The sequence below is a fragment of the Lewinellaceae bacterium genome (assembly GCA_020636135.1).
Lineage (GTDB): Bacteria > Bacteroidota > Bacteroidia > Chitinophagales > Saprospiraceae > JAGQXC01.
This window is the reverse complement of sequence record JACJYK010000002.1, coordinates 436852-450548: the sequence shown is the minus strand read 5'-3', so window position 1 is coordinate 450548 and position 13697 is coordinate 436852. Positions and strand designations below refer to the sequence as shown.

Sequence of the window (13697 nt, the reverse complement as noted above, 5' to 3'; positions counted from 1 at the left end):
CTCACTCAAAATCTCCTAACTTAGTTTTATGCAATTGCGAACCGGATATTTTTGGCTATTTCTCATCGCGTTGACCTGGTCATGCCAGCAGCAGCCTCCGGTGGACTTTGCCACCCAGGTCAAGCCCATTTTGAATAAGGAATGCATCATCTGCCACGGTGGGGTCAAAAAACAAGGCAATTTCAGCGTGCTCTTTCGGGAGGAGGCTCTTGGCCAGCTAAAATCCGGGGCCTACGGCATCGTTCCCGGGCATCCTGAGTCCAGTGAAATGATCCTCCGGCTGACCTCAACAGATCCCGAAGAACGCATGCCCTACGAACACGATGCCCTGCCACAGGAACAAATCGATTTGCTTACGCGCTGGATTAAGGAAGGAGCCCAATGGGGCGAACATTGGGCTTATCAATCCATCCGGGAAGTAACCCCTCCAATGCCTTCTGACGACTGGGTTACGAACGATATCGATCGATTTATTCTCAAGGCAGCCAAAGAACAAGGGCTGCAGGTGTCCCCTCAGGCCGATCCGGCCACCCTGGCGCGCCGGGTGAGCCTGGACCTGATCGGCTATCCCGATGAAGGAGCAGCTACCGTTCGCTACCTGGCCGATCCTTCAGAAGCCAACTACCAGGCGATGGTTGACTCCTTACTCGCGTCACCCCATTACGGTGAAAAATGGACCAGCATGTGGCTGGACCTCGCTCGTTATGCCGATACCAAAGGCTACGAACGCGATGACTCGCGCGACATCTGGCGCTACCGCGACTGGCTCATCCGGGCATTTAACGCGGACAAGCCTTACGATCAATTCATCACCGAGCAAATCGCCGGCGATCTCCTTCCTCATCCATCCGAAGATCAGTACATCGCCACGGCTTTTCATCGCAATACCATGACCAATGACGAAGGAGGCACCGACAATGAAGAATTTCGCGTCGCTGCCGTCCTGGACCGGGTCAACACCACCTGGGAAGCCTTGCTGGGCACCACCTTCGCTTGTGTACAATGCCACAGCCATCCCTACGACCCCTTCCGCCACGAAGACTATTACCGCTTCATGGCCTTCTTCAATGATACCCGCGATGAAGATACCTATGACGATTATCCCCGCTTACGGCATTTTGACAGCCTGCAGACGGCGCAATACCAGCAATTGAACCAATGGATGGATACACACGTATCGGAAACCCAAAAACAAGCTATTGACCACTTCGTCAAGACCTGGCAACCCGCCTACAATTCACTGCGTTGCGATGATTTTAGCAACGCAGAGCTTTCCGATACCAAATGGCTGGCCATGCGCAATCACAGCAGCGCCCGGCTCTCCCATGTTTACCTGGGCAATAACGAAAAACTCGTCTTGCGGGTGGTATTACATCGTCCTGGCGGAATCTGGCGCATTCATCTGGACCAACCAGACGGGCCGGTGATCGGTACGCTAAATCTCAATGCCTTCCAGGGCAAACGAGGCTGGATCATTCATGAGATGCCCATCAAGCCGGTGGAAGGTCATCACGACCTTTACTTCACCTACGATAATGCATCACTGCAAGATCCGCTGGCAACCGGTGTGCGCTTTGACTGGTTTTATTTCACCAATGCCTTTCCGGGTAATCACCAGCCTGGCTATCAGGAGGCCAGGGATGAATATTGGTCACTGGTCAATGCACCGGTGGAGACTACACCCATCCTGATGGATAATCCACCTCCCATGCACCGCGTCACCCGCATTTTCGAACGCGGCAGCTGGCTGAGCCTCGGGGATACGGTATCTCCCGGGACCCCGGCATCATTGAATCCATTTCCGGAAGGAGCGCCTGCCAACCGGTTAGGCCTCGCCCGGTGGATGACCGATCCGGAAAATCCCCTGCTTGCCCGTACATTGGTCAACCGGCTGTGGGAACAACTATTTGGCTTTGGCCTCGTCGAGACTTTGGAAGACCTGGGTAGTCAGGGTGCCGCCTGCAGTCATCCCGCATTACTGGAGTACCTCTCCTGGCAATTCATCCACGATGATGCCTGGAGTATGAAAAAATTACTGCGTACGATCGTGCTTTCTTCCACCTACCGGCAGGATTCACACATCAGCGAACCCCAGCTGGCAGCCGATCCTAAGAACAAATTCCTGGCTCGCGGTCCCCGTCTGCGTCTTACGGCAGAACAGATTCGCGATCAGGCACTGGCGCGGTGCGGAGTCCTCAACCCGGAAATGTACGGTCCTCCGGTCATGCCTTACCAACCCGAGGGCATCTGGAACTCACCCTATAGCGGTCTGAAATGGAACAAAAGCAAAAACAAAGAACAATACCGCCGTGCCCTATACACCTATTGGAAAAGGACCGCTCCCTACCCTTCGATGATTGCTTTTGACGGCGTAGGGCGTGAAGTGTGCTCGGCCAGACGCATCGTCACCAATACGCCCCTGCAGGCTCTGGTTACCCTAAACGATTCGGTGTACCTGGACCTTTCCCGCAAACTGGCTGATCGGGCGGCGCAGGATACCCCCGACAAAACGAAAAAAGTCTCCAATGCCTATACCATCATGACCGGGCAACCCATCAGCCAGGCCAGTCTGACCGCATTGGTAGCGCTCTTCGAACAGGGTAAGGCCGCCTATGAACTCGACCCGGAGCTGACCCGGCACATGTGTGGAACGGTTGAACCCGATTCCGATTATGCCTCCTTGGTTCTGGTAGCCAACGCCATACTTAACCTTGATGAAGTCATCACTAAAAGCTGATCCGGATGTCCCATCTTAAACACAAACTCTTCCAGGAAGCCCAGCACGCAGTGTTGATGCAGCGCACCCGGCGGACCTTTCTTCATGATTCCATGTTGGGATTAGGAAGCCTGGCGCTGGGATCATTGCTGCCTGGCTGCCATTCCGGAACAAAGGCAAACTTGTTTGACCCCGCCAATCCGTTAGCGCCTAAACTGCCGCAATTTGCTGGCAAGGCAAAATCGGTTATCTACCTGCATATGGCCGGAGCGCCCTCCCAGCTGGAACTCTTTGACTACAAACCCGAGCTCTTTAAACTCGATGGGCTGGACTGTCCACCCTCTTTCCTGGAGGGTAAGAAATTTGCCTTCATCCGCGGCGTACCTAAAATGCTGGCACCCCAGGCCAAATTCGCCCAATATGGAGAAAGTGGGACCTGGCTCAGTGAAAACCTTCCCCATCTGTCGAACACCGTGGACGATCTGGCCTTTTTGAAGGCGGTATCCACCGATCAGTTTAACCATGCTCCCGCTCAACTCCTGATGCAGACCGGTAGTGCCCGCCTGGGCCGCCCCAGCATGGGATCCTGGGTAACTTACGGACTCGGCACCGAAAACAATGACCTGCCTGCCTTTGTGGTGCTGACATCGGGTGGCAACAATCCCGATGCCGGCAAGTCCATCTGGGGTAGTGGCTTCCTGCCTTCGGTGTATCAGGGTGTACAGTGCCGCTCAGAAGGAGATCCGGTCTTATTTCTAGATGACCCCGATGGTATAACCCGTGATCTGCGCAAAGCTTCCATCGAGGCCATCAACAAGGTCAATCAATCTTCCTTTGATGAATACGGCGATCCCGAGACATTAAGCCGCATCTCCCAGTACGAAATGGCCTACCGGATGCAGATCTCGGTGCCGGAGGTCATGGACATCTCCAAAGAACCTGAGTACATTCACACCATGTATGGCACGGAGCCCGGTAAAGCGAGTTTTGCCAACAACGTGTTGCTCGCCCGCAAACTGGTGGAGAAAGGCGTTCGTTTTGTCCAGCTTTATGACTGGGGCTGGGACATGCACGGCACCGGAATGAACGAGTCCGTAGACTTTGGCCTCAAACGCAAATGCGAACTTACGGACCAGCCGGTGGCTGCCCTCCTGATGGATCTCAAACAACGCGGTTTACTCGATCAGACGCTGGTGGTCTGGGGTGGTGAATTCGGCCGTACCCCGATGGCTGAAAACCGGGAAGGCAAAGCCAATCCCTTCAAAGGCCGCGACCATCATGGCGACGCATTCACGATGTGGATGGCCGGCGGTGGCATCAAAGGCGGCTCATCCTATGGCGAAACCGACGAATTCGGCTACGAACCCATCGCCGGTAAAGTGAACCCGCACGATATCCAGGCGACCATACTACGGCTGCTGGGCTTCGACCATGAAAAGTTGACCTATGACTTTCAGGGACGGCCGTTCCGGTTAACGGATGTAGAAGGGAAGGTGATTGAGGCAGTGGTGGCCTGATAAATCGATATTAAGATGTACGGAACTTGTACGTAGCATGTTTGTTATGTACGTATATATTCCGTACATTTAATTAAAATTACCTGGGAATGGATGCTCTTACAAAGAAAAAAGGTGATAGCAGGGTCGAAATTAGAGTCAGTTCTGATGATAAGGAACTCTATGAGTATGCAAAATCCCTGATGGGTTTTACATCTTTTTCTGAGTTTGTCCGGCATATCTTAACAAAAGAATCAAAGGCAATCATAGAGGAAAAAAATAGGATCCTTGCTTCTGAACGGGACAAAGCAATATTCTTTAAAGCTTTAATGGGCAATGAAGAACAACCAAATGATGCCCTCCTGGAAGCTATAAAATATCATGATGCTTTAATAAACCCTTAATTTTGAAGATTCTACCCTATAGCCCTCAATTTATCAGGGACAAGTTCGACTGTGGCAAATCATCGTTGAATAATTACATTCTAAGAAATGTCACAAAAGATGTAAAAGTAGCAGCTTGCACCTGCTTTGTCATCATTAATGACAATAAGGAAGTCATTGGCTACTATACCTTATCCACTGAAAGCATTCCAAAATCAGATGCCCCGCTTGAATATCAAAAGAAGATAAGTTATCCTTACCTACCAGTCATTTTATTAGGCCGGTTAGCTGTTGATAAAAATGAGTTTGGTAATGGTTACGGTAAATTAATGTTGATTAATGCATTAAAGCAGAGCCTGGATGTAGCCAAAAATCAAATAGGTGCCGTAGCGGTAGTTGTAGATCCAATTGACGGAGAGGCAGTTGCATTCTACACGAAATATGGATTCACTTTACTCCCAAACAGTGGAAGAATGTTTATGACCATGAACAAAATTGAAACTGCTTTTCATCAAAGAAAAACAGAATAAAAGATAAAATCACAACATTCCCCATGGATAACTTTCGTATTTACCGGATGAAAGTTTCTGGCAATTTATCAACCGGCCACGGACAGCATTAAAAAGATAACCCATGGATGATACACTTAAGATAGGAATGGCCCAAATCGCGCCGGTTTGGTTGAATAAACATCTGACCATCGCTAAAATCAAGGACTACATCACAAAAGCCGGTAACGCCCAATGCGAATTTCTGGTATTCGGTGAGGCACTCCTGCCCGGCTATCCTTTTTGGCTGTCGCTGACTCATGGCGCCGATTTCAACGCACCGATGCAAAAGGAAATCCATGCGCATTACCTTCGAAACGCCATCCAAATCGAATCGGGAGATTTGGATGAAATCTGCGACCTGGCCAGGAAATACCAGATGGCCATCTACCTGGGCACCATCGAACGCGCAAAAAATCGCGGAGGCCACAGCCTCTACTGTTCCCTGGTATATATTGATGAAAAAGGACAGATCAAATCCGTACACCGGAAACTGCAACCTACCTACGAAGAACGGTTGGCCTGGTCGCCCGGTGACGGCAATGGATTGCAGGTCCATCCATTAAAAAGCTTTACCCTGGGCGGATTAAATTGCTGGGAAAACTGGATGCCTTTATCCAGGACAGCACTTTATGGATTAGGGGAAGATCTGCACATTGCGGTTTGGCCTGGTTCCGAAAACAATACCGTCGACATCACCCGCTTCATCGCCAAAGAGTCCCTCTCCTTTGTGGTTTCCGTATCTGGATTTATGACCAAACAGGATTTTCCAGAGGATACGCCTCATTTAAGAGCAATAATAGAAAATGCACCTGCAATCCTGGCAAACGGGGGATCCTGTATTTCCGGTCCGGATGGGAATTGGATCGTTTCACCGGTCACCTACCGGGAAGAATTGATCGTCGCTACGATTGACTTTAACCGCGTCCTGGAAGAAAGACAGAATTTTGATCCGGCTGGTCATTATTCCCGACCCGACATCACCAAGTTGACGATCAACCGGGAACGGCAATCCATCCTCGATGTGAATGATTGATTCCAAAATGGACCATGATGGGTATCAATTAGGAATTCAGCCCTATCTTTATTCCAATAATTGAAGTAATAACTTAGTGAACAATTACCATGGATAACTCCCGTATTTACCGGATGAAACTCTCTGGCGTTTATCCTCACTACATTGCCAAAGCGGAAAAAAAAGGCCGTACCAAAGAAGAAGTGGATGCCATCATCTGTTGGCTGACCGGCTACGACCAGGAATCCCTGCAAAAGCAGCTCGATGAAAAAAATGATTTCGAAACCTTTTTTGCCCAGGCTCCGGCCATGCACCCCAACCGGTCTAAGATAACCGGCGTCATCTGTGGTTACCGCGTCGAAGACATCGAAGATGACATCGTCCAGAAAGTCCGTTACCTCGACAAACTCATCGATGAATTGGCGAAGGGAAAAAAGATGGAGAAGATTTTGAGAGCGTAGGCAGTACTCAGTATCCAGTATTCAGAATTGAGGATATTCGGGAGTACCGCCTGACAGGATCGATATTTTATTCGTTGATCTATTCGTCCTGATTAATAAGTTGATTTAATGCTTTCCTCTTATTCTGATTTGCCAAAATCAGGTCATTGATTTCAGCAATAACAGCATCCATCCCTTCATTTGATTTTATTTGTTCCCTCATGTGCTCAACATTGTTTCGATAGGTACCCTGAAGTAAAACATGCTCTACCGAAGATCTGATTTTTGAAGATGAAGCCTTTGCGGAAATATTTATCCCGCATCCGCTGAGTTCCACGCTCAATGCATTGTCATACTGGTCTCTACCCATAGGCATACAAATTAACGGGATACCATAAGATAGCGCCCTCATGATGGTACCATGTCCGCCATGAGTGATCACCAGATCTGCATGGGGAAACAGTAAAGAATGCTTTATGGAGGATAAGGTCACCACATTGTCCGGCAACGAGAAGTCGTAATGACCCATGGCTGGTCCCAGCGTCACACAACCGTACACGGGCAACCCGGCCAGCGCATCGATGCATTTTTGAATGATACGATGCTGATTTTGAAAGGTTGATGAAAATGAAACAACAACCAGTGGCCTGGGTGCCTGCTGGGACCAGGGACTTTCCCAGCGTGCATTGGAGGCCCAATCCGGGTCATCCAACACCGGCCCGGTATATCGCACATTGGCAGGACTGGGCTCAATTGGATGATCAAAACGCCGCAAGGTCTGGATCAATCGTAGCTCTGCCCGTTCAAACAAATCGATGGTATGCTTCAGAGGAGGCAGCGATAAGGCTGTCAATTTATGGTTCAAAGCAGACCTGAATTCATCAAACTTAGCCACCATGAGCCTGCCCAGTAACCGGTCTCTCAGCCGGTAGAAAAAGCCCTCACCAGGTTTCAATCCTAAATTACCGGGTGGCCGGTTAGGGCCCGGCAAATACTCCGGCATGTGAAAGACTACTATTTTAGGGATCTGCAGGAATTCAGCAGCAATGATGGCAGGAAAGATCAAAACATCTGCAACCAGCAGATCAATGGATTTTTCGCGGATGACCGCAATGCAGGCGTCAATCACATCATTTGCAGGTCCAAAAATAACCTGCTTGATAATCGGGTTGTTCATCCTAGATGCCTTCCAGTCTCCAAATAAATCCTCCGACCGGTTGGTCCGGGTGAAATGTTTTTTGAAGGGGATAAAGGAAGCACCCATAGCCCGGACAGGTTTTTCCAGGCAGGGCTCGGACAGGATGGTAACTGCATGACCCGCATCCATCAGTTTTTTGGCCAATCCAAACATTGGAGTCACATTGCCCCCGCCTTCGATCATGGCAAACAGTACATTTGAATTTTTCATGGTTTTTTGGATTTTAGACTTTGGTGAACCACGCCTTCTACCATATTCTTAAAGATGGTGAATGTCTTGGCTTTGCTTAATTTCTGATCCTTTCGCAGGAGTTTCCACAAATAGATTTCGGTGACAGCAATGAACGAATTGAGTTGGATCTCAAACTCTTTCGATTTCCGATCCGGTAAATACGGGGCAAAAACTTTGATGCACCAGGCCCGGTGCTGCTTTCTGCCTTGCTCGCCAATTTTCCGGGCAATTTCAAACCCGGGCTCCAAAAAAATTGTCCGAATGGCCGCCTCACCCATATTTTCGTAATTAGATAATAGGGTCCTTAACAGATCATCGATATCACCTACTTTGACGTTATCCCTTTCGGCCGATATTCCGGCAGGATCATAGGACAAGGACTCCGCGACCAGATTTTCTTTGGAACCGAATTTCCGTAATATGGTCCGGGTGGTCACCCCGGCATCCTGGGCAATCATCTCCAACGTGATCCCGTTGATCGGATACTGCATCCAAAGCCGTCCTACCGCCTTAATGATCCCGATTTTGTTCTCTTCGGCCTTCTTGTTTCTGTTTTTGTTGTTGTAATGCGTCTTTCCGGAATTCATGTCACCAATATAGACATTAATTTTATTCATGTCAATAACTATGACATGAATATTTTTTACGTATCCCATTTCTCTGTTCTTGGTTATCGTATTCACGCACCTCCCTTCCTTTACCCCAGAAAAATGATTTGGCAATTTTATATATTGACTGCACTTAACCGTAACCAAAATGACAACCCTTGTTCCGAAATTCAGCAGGTATGCGATCCTTTTACTCTGCGTCATTTTTTCCGTATCCCTGGATTATGCACAAGCTACCCTGGTTGAAAATGCTATCCCCCGCTCGCGTATTATTCTTCTTAACAACCATCCGGAAGAGCGAACGGCTGCCCTGCTCCTGCAGGACTTTATTAAAAAGATCAGCACCGCAGAACTGCCCATCCTGGCAAATAATGAATCCCTGCGCCCCGGTGATATCGTCATCAACAATGCCGATGGAGATGCCGCACTGACCGAAGATGGATTTCACCTGACCTGTTCGGTCAATGGACTTTCAATTTCTTCTGCAGGTGGAAAAGGGGTCATTTATGGCGCCGTAACCCTGCTCGAGCAATACCTTGGCGTGGATTACTTCGGTGAATTTGAATCCAATTATCCCCAACAAAAAACCATCATGCTACCTGCGATTGACCGGATGGAAAATCCGGCCTTCCGGTACCGGCAGTCGCAAAACTATGCCTTGTCTACCGACACCGTCTACCGCCTCTGGAACCGGTTGGAAATGCCTACCGACGTATTCGCCGCCGGCTATTGGGTACACACTTTCGACCGGCTGTTACCCTCCGATGTCTACGGCAAAACCCACCCGGAGTATTATGCCTATTTCAATGGATCACGCCATCCCGGCAAAGCCAGTCAGTGGTGCCTGACCAATGATGAAGTTTTTGAACTGGTATCCCGGCGCATCGACTCCATCTTCAAAGCCAATCCCGGTAAGAACATCATCTCCGTCAGCCAGAACGACGGCAACTTTACCAATTGTACCTGCGACAAATGCAAGGCCATCGATGATTACGAAGGTGCTTTATCGGGTAGTGTCATCACCTTCCTGAACAAACTGGCTGCACGGTTCCCGGAAAAGGAGTTCTCGACCCTCGCCTACCTCTACACCATGCAGCCGCCAAAGCACATCAAGCCCCTGCCCAATGTCAACATCATGCTGTGTGACATCGACTGCAACCGCGAAGTGTCCCTGACCGAGAATGCATCCGGCCGCGAATTTGTGAAAGCCATGGAGGGATGGTCGGCCATCTCAGATAACATCTTTATCTGGGATTACGGGATCAATTTTGACAATTACGTGTCCCCTTTCCCGAATTTTCACATCCTGCAGGACAACATCCGGCTGTTCAGGAAAAACCACGCGACGATGCATTTCTCCCAGATCTCCAGCAGTCGCGGTGGTGATTTCGCCGAGTTACGGTCTTACCTGGTGAATAAACTGATGTGGAACCCGGAATTAAACGTGGATTCACTGCTGCACCACTTTCTCAACGGCTATTACGGACCAGCCGGCCCATCTCTGTACGAATACATCAAAGTGATGGAAGGTGCCCTGCTGGGCAGCGGCATAAGGCTTTGGATATACGATTCACCCGTGTCGCATAAATCAGGGATGCTGAAGCCCGAGCTGATGCGCCGTTACAAGCAGCTATTTGACAATGCTGAGCAAGCGGTAAAGTCAGACCCAACCTATCTGATGCGGGTACAACGCTCCCGGCTGCCCTTACAATATGCCGAACTGGAGATCGCGCGGACAGAAAATGAAAAAGACTATGCGGACATCAGTCAGAAACTGGACTTATTTGAATCCCGGGTCAAAGCATTCGATGTGCCCACGTTAAACGAACGGCGAAACTCCCCCGTCGATTATTGCGAACTGTACCGGCAGCGCTACATGCCTGCCGCCGAAAAAAGCATTGCACTGGGAGCCAGTGTAAATTATGCCCCCCTGCCCGGTAAAAAATACCAGGAAATCAGTAAAACCGCTCTGACCGACGGGTTGTTTGGCGGTTCGACCTTTGTGGAAAGCTGGGTAGGCTGGGAAGGCCAGGATGCAACCATCACCCTTGATTTGGGTACGGTCAAACCGGTGCATAGCATCGAAGCGGACTTTCTACACCAACTGGGTGCCTGGATCCTGCTACCCAAGAAAGTGACCTATTCCTACTCTACAGATGGACAGGACTTCACACCCTGGGAATCGCACACGATTCCGGAAGACCGTTCCGTGCAAGTTAAATTTGTCGGCATCAAAACAGAGATCCCGGTCCAAGCCCGTTATCTGAAAATCGATGTCGTGGCCACCAAGGAATGCCCCACCTGGCATTACGGTGTAGGTCATCCTTCGTGGTTCTTTGTGGATGAGGTGACGGTAAAGTGACGTTGACTTTTGGACTAATTGACTAAGATTGTGTCATCTAATCGTATCAACGCTATAAATTCCTGATTTAACTGCCAAGTAAAAAACACGGTGCCGCGAAGCCATGTCATGCTGAGCGAAGTCATGCTGAGCCGTGTCATGCTGAGCGGAGTCGAAGCAGAAGTCGAAGCAGGAGTCGAAGCAGAAGCAGAAGCCTTAATTTAACAGGATCTCAATTACCGGGATCTCAACCGGTGGCTTAACAACGGGCAAGATTAAATTCACATCACCTTCATTTGTCTCCTGATTAATCCAGTAACCTGTTGGCGCGGATATTTTAATCTCCGAAGCATCGTGTAAAAACTGTACATACTTTATTTTTCCTTTCATCCCTTTCAAGGTGAAATTCTGCAACGGATAATCCAGTAAATGAACGTAAAGCCTGTTCGTGGTAGGATTATAGGTCAATAAGGTATTGTCAGGGACTTCAAAACTATCCGGCGCCTGCGTACACCCATAAATGGATCTGCTGTTGTATTTCATCCATTCCCCCATTTTCAATAAAGCTTCTTCTGCCCGGTAATCTATGGTACCTCTGCCGGTAGGCCCGACATTTAACAAAAGATTACCTCCCTTGCTTACCGATTCAATTAACAACACCAATAATTGCTTATTGTCCTTCCAGGTCATCTCGTCCCTGTAATAGCCCCAGGAACCGCTAAAGGTCTGACAAGTTTCCCACGGAATTTTCTCCCCGTCATAGGTCGGCCATTCCTTGACTTTAAATTGTTCCGGGGTTGTAAAATCCCATCCTCCCCAATATTCTTTTAAATCCAGCCTGTCGTTCACAATGATCTCTGGTTGCAGTTGACGGACAAGTTTGATGAGTTCGACAGAATTCCAGTCATCCCTTCCTTTGCCATGTTCCCCGGTTGGAAAGGAATAATCCAGCCACAGGATATCAATTTTGCCATAATTGGTCAGTATTTCCGTAACCTGATTTTTTAAATACTCCCGGTATTTAGACATGTCCCGGTTTTTGTTCAGCTCCTTGTATTCTTCATCGCTGTTTGCGCTTAATGGATGATTCCGGTCTATGGTATATTCGGGATGATGCCAGTCTATGAGCGAATAATAAAATCCGATTTTCAGACCTTCTGCCCGGAATGCATCGACCCATTCCTTTAGCGCATCTTTACCATAAGGCGTATTGGTAACCTTATAATCGGTGTATTTGGAGTCAAATAACGTAAATCCTTCGTGATGCTTGGAGGTGATTACCGCATACTTCATTCCGGCTGCTTTGGCCAGTTTTGCCCATTCCCTGGGATTGTATAAGTCTGGATTGAAGTTGTCAAAGTATTTTTGGTAGGTTTCGTCATCTATTCGCTCTCTTTTTTTCACCCATTCGTGCCGCCCCGCTAAAGAATAGGTTCCCCAATGGATAAACATCCCAAACCGGTCGTTTGTCCACCATGCCAGGCGCGACTCCTTTTCTTCCTTGGTTTCATTCCAGATTTTTTTCTCCTGAGCATAAGAACCCAAAGACAACAGGAAGAGCGTAATGAGAACCAGTATTTTTTTCATTGAATTGTATTTTGCACTATTGTGTGTGTTAGTCTTTTCTTATTCCTGTCCATGCTCCTGATTGATCAGGTCTTCTATTTCATTAATTCCCCTGATGCGCGCCACCGATGAAATATTAGCCGGTATGAGCTATCGAATTGGAACTAAGCTGAACAATTTTACTATTTCTCCAGACATTATCCTTTATTCAAGTCAAATAATACCCTCGCATCGACCCAATAAACTTCCCCTTTGACCACTCCGGCCCATCCGCTTTCCGGAGGATCACTATATCGTCTCGAAAAAAAGAAATACTTGTTGTCCCACGTTACGAATGGGCAGAAGTCTGTCCATTCACTATTGATGGGCTCATCAAGATAAATTGGTGTTTGCCATGCGTCATCCTTCCGGAAGGATAGATACAATCCCGGCTGCTCTGTCCCCCAGCGGTTGACAATTAAATAACTTTCATCGGGTGCCACGAAGGTGTCTCCTGAACCCTCCCTGGTATTGACAACAGAACCTATATTGACGGGATCATCAAATTTTCCGTTCCCCAGATATTGCGCCCGGTAAATGTCCTGTTTACCCATTCCATCCGGCCGGTCCGATTCAAAATACAGGCTTCCATCGGCCACCACCACGGGATAGGATTCCGTATATTCATCCGTAGAGATGGGGTATGGGACACGAGTAGCCAATTGCCATTTCCCATCCGTTTTTTGGCTTTTGTAAATGTCTTCTGTGGATTTTTCCAATCCCGGTATAGGGTATTCACCCAGAAAATACATGGTTTTACCATCCCGGGTAATGCTCATATCAACAGCGGTGGACACGATGCTACGATCCGGAAATAATTGGATAGGCTCCGGTGCACTCCACTTACCGTCAATCCGTTCCATATGATGGATCACGAAACTTTCATCTACGATCCGGGTGAAGAAAAACTCCGTCAGATCGGCATTGAATACCCCATTCAATTCAATATGTTCCGTATTGACCAGGTCCGGCATAAACAATTGAGGCATTTTATCCGGCGGTTTTTGGTCCAGGTAAGGTGAGTTGGGTTGACAGGCACAAAGAACAACAATGCACCCGAAGATGATCAAGAAATAGGGTTTGTTCTCCATTTTATGCCCTTTGCACATGCGCTAA

Annotated in this window: 11 protein-coding genes; 7 read left to right on the top strand and 4 right to left on the bottom strand. The window is 48.6% G+C overall.

Features of this window, described 5'->3' with window-relative positions; genetic code table 11:
* The first annotated feature begins 28 nt into the window (after positions 1-28).
* From H6570_16945 to H6570_16920, 6 genes are all read left to right on the top strand, one after another.
* The gene (locus H6570_16945) at positions 29-2737 is read left to right on the top strand and encodes a DUF1553 domain-containing protein (GenBank protein ID MCB9320974.1); all 2709 of its coding nucleotides are present in this window, start codon (positions 29-31) and stop codon (positions 2735-2737) included.
* 5 nt (positions 2738-2742) lie between these two features.
* Positions 2743-4233 carry a DUF1501 domain-containing protein gene (locus H6570_16940; protein MCB9320973.1) on the top strand — a complete coding sequence of 497 codons (1491 nt, stop codon included), beginning with the start codon at positions 2743-2745 and terminating at the stop codon, positions 4231-4233.
* Positions 4234-4322: 89 nt separating this feature from the next.
* Positions 4323-4616 (top strand): DUF1778 domain-containing protein, encoded by a 294-nt coding sequence (locus H6570_16935; GenBank protein ID MCB9320972.1) that lies wholly within the window; start codon positions 4323-4325, stop codon positions 4614-4616.
* Positions 4617-4624: 8 nt separating this feature from the next.
* On the top strand, positions 4625-5125 hold the full coding sequence (locus tag H6570_16930) for a GNAT family N-acetyltransferase (protein ID MCB9320971.1): 501 nt from the start codon (positions 4625-4627) through the stop codon (positions 5123-5125).
* A 103-nt stretch (positions 5126-5228) separates the two neighbouring features.
* On the top strand, positions 5229-6179 hold the full coding sequence (locus tag H6570_16925) for a carbon-nitrogen hydrolase family protein (protein ID MCB9320970.1): 951 nt from the start codon (positions 5229-5231) through the stop codon (positions 6177-6179).
* A gap of 89 nt (positions 6180-6268) precedes the next feature.
* Positions 6269-6619, top strand: a complete 351-nt coding sequence (locus tag H6570_16920) for a DUF2200 domain-containing protein (protein MCB9320969.1) — start codon at positions 6269-6271, stop codon at positions 6617-6619.
* Positions 6620-6698: 79 nt separating this feature from the next.
* On the opposite strand, the gene H6570_16915 is transcribed toward H6570_16920, so the two are convergent.
* The gene (locus tag H6570_16915; GenBank protein ID MCB9320968.1) at positions 6699-8006 is read right to left on the bottom strand and encodes a glycosyltransferase; all 1308 of its coding nucleotides are present in this window, start codon (positions 8004-8006) and stop codon (positions 6699-6701) included.
* Entirely contained in the window at positions 8003-8644 is a 642-nt protein-coding gene (locus H6570_16910; GenBank protein ID MCB9320967.1) for a TetR/AcrR family transcriptional regulator, read from the bottom strand. Before H6570_16910 ends, H6570_16915 begins: the two co-directional genes overlap by 4 nt.
* 139 nt (positions 8645-8783) lie before the next feature.
* Here H6570_16910 and H6570_16905 point away from each other — a divergent pair, with 139 nt between their 5' ends.
* Positions 8784-10997, top strand: a complete 2214-nt coding sequence (locus tag H6570_16905; GenBank protein MCB9320966.1) for a DUF4838 domain-containing protein — start codon at positions 8784-8786, stop codon at positions 10995-10997.
* Positions 10998-11192: 195 nt separating this feature from the next.
* On the opposite strand, the gene H6570_16900 is transcribed toward H6570_16905, so the two are convergent.
* Together H6570_16900 and H6570_16895 are read right to left on the bottom strand one after the other, a co-directional pair.
* Entirely contained in the window at positions 11193-12563 is a 1371-nt protein-coding gene (locus H6570_16900) for an alpha-L-fucosidase (protein MCB9320965.1), read from the bottom strand.
* Positions 12564-12739: 176 nt separating this feature from the next.
* Positions 12740-13672: a hypothetical protein gene (locus H6570_16895; GenBank protein MCB9320964.1), complete on the bottom strand. Its 933-nt coding sequence runs from the start codon at positions 13670-13672 to the stop codon at positions 12740-12742.
* Positions 13673-13697: the final 25 nt, after the last annotated feature.

What these genes read in the sequence shown, in the direction of transcription:
- H6570_16945 (MCB9320974.1), top strand. Translation starts at nt 29, where the DNA reads ATGCAATTGCGAACCGGATATTTTTGGCTATTTCTCATCGCGTTGACC.
- H6570_16940 (MCB9320973.1), top strand. Translation starts at nt 2,743, where the DNA reads ATGTCCCATCTTAAACACAAACTCTTCCAGGAAGCCCAGCACGCAGTG.
- H6570_16900 (MCB9320965.1), bottom strand. Translation starts at nt 12,563, where the DNA reads ATGAAAAAAATACTGGTTCTCATTACGCTCTTCCTGTTGTCTTTGGGT.
- H6570_16915 (MCB9320968.1), bottom strand. Translation starts at nt 8,006, where the DNA reads ATGAAAAATTCAAATGTACTGTTTGCCATGATCGAAGGCGGGGGCAAT.
- H6570_16935 (MCB9320972.1), top strand. Translation starts at nt 4,323, where the DNA reads ATGGATGCTCTTACAAAGAAAAAAGGTGATAGCAGGGTCGAAATTAGA.
- H6570_16920 (MCB9320969.1), top strand. Translation starts at nt 6,269, where the DNA reads ATGGATAACTCCCGTATTTACCGGATGAAACTCTCTGGCGTTTATCCT.
- H6570_16905 (MCB9320966.1), top strand. Translation starts at nt 8,784, where the DNA reads ATGACAACCCTTGTTCCGAAATTCAGCAGGTATGCGATCCTTTTACTC.
- H6570_16925 (MCB9320970.1), top strand. Translation starts at nt 5,229, where the DNA reads ATGGATGATACACTTAAGATAGGAATGGCCCAAATCGCGCCGGTTTGG.
- H6570_16895 (MCB9320964.1), bottom strand. Translation starts at nt 13,672, where the DNA reads ATGGAGAACAAACCCTATTTCTTGATCATCTTCGGGTGCATTGTTGTT.
- H6570_16910 (MCB9320967.1), bottom strand. Translation starts at nt 8,644, where the DNA reads ATGAATAAAATTAATGTCTATATTGGTGACATGAATTCCGGAAAGACG.